This is a genomic window from Pseudomonadota bacterium (assembly GCA_026388215.1).
GTDB lineage: Bacteria > Desulfobacterota > Syntrophorhabdia > Syntrophorhabdales > Syntrophorhabdaceae > JAPLKF01.
In genome coordinates this window covers 1-1,637 of sequence record JAPLKF010000232.1, presented here as the reverse complement: position 1 = coordinate 1,637, position 1,637 = coordinate 1, and the positions used below count along the sequence as shown (strand labels likewise).

Annotated in this window: 2 protein-coding genes; one reads left to right on the top strand and one right to left on the bottom strand. The window is 39.3% G+C overall.

Annotation, left to right across the window (positions count from 1 at the left end; genetic code table 11):
• Positions 1-900: alcohol dehydrogenase catalytic domain-containing protein (locus NTU69_11480; protein ID MCX5804129.1), on the bottom strand; the 900-nt coding region annotated here is incomplete at its 3' end.
• 246 nt (positions 901-1,146) lie between these two features.
• On the opposite strand from NTU69_11480, the gene NTU69_11475 reads away from it, so the two are divergent.
• Positions 1,147-1,422, top strand: coding sequence for a hypothetical protein (locus tag NTU69_11475; protein ID MCX5804128.1), 276 nt, complete (start codon positions 1,147-1,149; stop codon positions 1,420-1,422).
• The last annotated feature ends 215 nt before the right edge of the window (positions 1,423-1,637 follow it).

The following is a 1,637-nucleotide window of genomic DNA, read 5'->3' as shown; positions in this document are numbered from 1 at the left end:
CGCCCTATCAAATGGGTATATCCCTGTAATAAGAGGTTTTACATCAACAAGCTTTCCTGACAATGCCCTGAGTGCCTTTTTGAATGGACCACACCGTGAACCAATCACACTTATTTCATCAATTACTACCGGGGCAAGGTTCGTTTCCCTCACTTCTGCAACAGTACTTTTTAATACCACAGTTCCCCTCGGTTTGACTAACTGAAGGGCCATTCCAAAACCTTCCGCTGCCCCTGTTGCCTCAACAACAACGTCGTATGCCTTCCTTACTTTTAAATCTTTAAGCTTAACTGTACTTACGTGTTGACCCTCTGCAATCTTGAGTTTTTTTTCATGCTTCCCCGTAAGCGTAACATCTGCGTGCGCAAGGTTAAGGGCAAGGGAGCAAAGTATTCCAAGCTTTCCATCACCCATAACAAGGATCTTATCTGCAGGTTTTATGTGAATCTGTTCCATGATTTCAAAGGCCGCTGCTAATGGTTCAGTAAAGACTGCCTCTTCATCTGAAATATTTTCCGGAACCTCTAATAAATTATCATTCGGAAGGGTTATATATTCAGCGAAGGCACCATCTTTCTTTACAATTCCGAGGGTTGTTCTCTCAGGGCAATGATTTTTTAAACCTTTTCTACACCAGTCACATGTACCGCAGCCACAATTGATTTCACCTGCTACCCTTTTTCCGATCAAACGCTGGGTCTTTCCATTTATCTTTTCAACAACCCCCACAAATTCATGCCCTATGATACCCCTGAAACCCATATATCCTTTTATAATTTCAAGGTCAGTGTTGCAAATACCCGTCATGCTGATTCTAACAAGGACTTCATTCGCACCCGGTACAGGCGTCGGATAGTTTCTCACAAAATTGAGTTTTTTATCGAAAAAGATTGCTTTCAAACACCCTCCCTGAAATCAAATCCCTGCTATATACACCATAAATGGATATTATTTAACACTAAAACCCGGCACACCTGAAAAATCAAGTATCTTCAAGGAAACACAAGGATTTTGGCCTATCTTTTTATTTAGTATTATACAGTATTATGCAGTATTGTATTTCACGATTCTTTCACGTTTTTTTCACGGTGCATATACAAGCCCTCTCTTCCCTAAAAAAGTAATATTTCAATGAAGGAGCTTGATATGAACCAGATAGAAGAAAAAGAAACGGATGAGCTGGAGCTTTTGACTTTAACAGAGCTTTCAAAAACATTGAAGCTGAACAAAGCTATAATAAGAAAACATCTCATGGAGACAAAGCTTCTTCCCTATGTCAAAATCAGCAGGAAGTTAATCAGGTTTATGAGAAAGGATGTAGAAGAGTTTCTCCTTTCAAAAAAAGGTTATACCTCTCTTGAGGAGGAGACATGTTTGAGGTTCAAATCCCTGTCCTGCAAGATTTTGAGGATGAAAGGTTAAGAAATTAAGAGAACTTCCATAATTTTCACTGTCTTATTTCTGCTAATTCTTACCCTTGCTTCAAAGGTAGACCATGCAATATACGAGAATCCTATCAATAAAAGATTGATTAAGGCAATTATCAAAGTCAAATCGAGTGGCAATCCAAAGGCGATAAGTGAAAAGGGCGCTTATGGGCTTATGCAGATAAGGCATAAGGTATGGGTGAAGGAATT

What these genes read in the sequence shown, in the direction of transcription:
- NTU69_11475 (MCX5804128.1), top strand. Translation starts at nt 1,147, where the DNA reads ATGAACCAGATAGAAGAAAAAGAAACGGATGAGCTGGAGCTTTTGACT.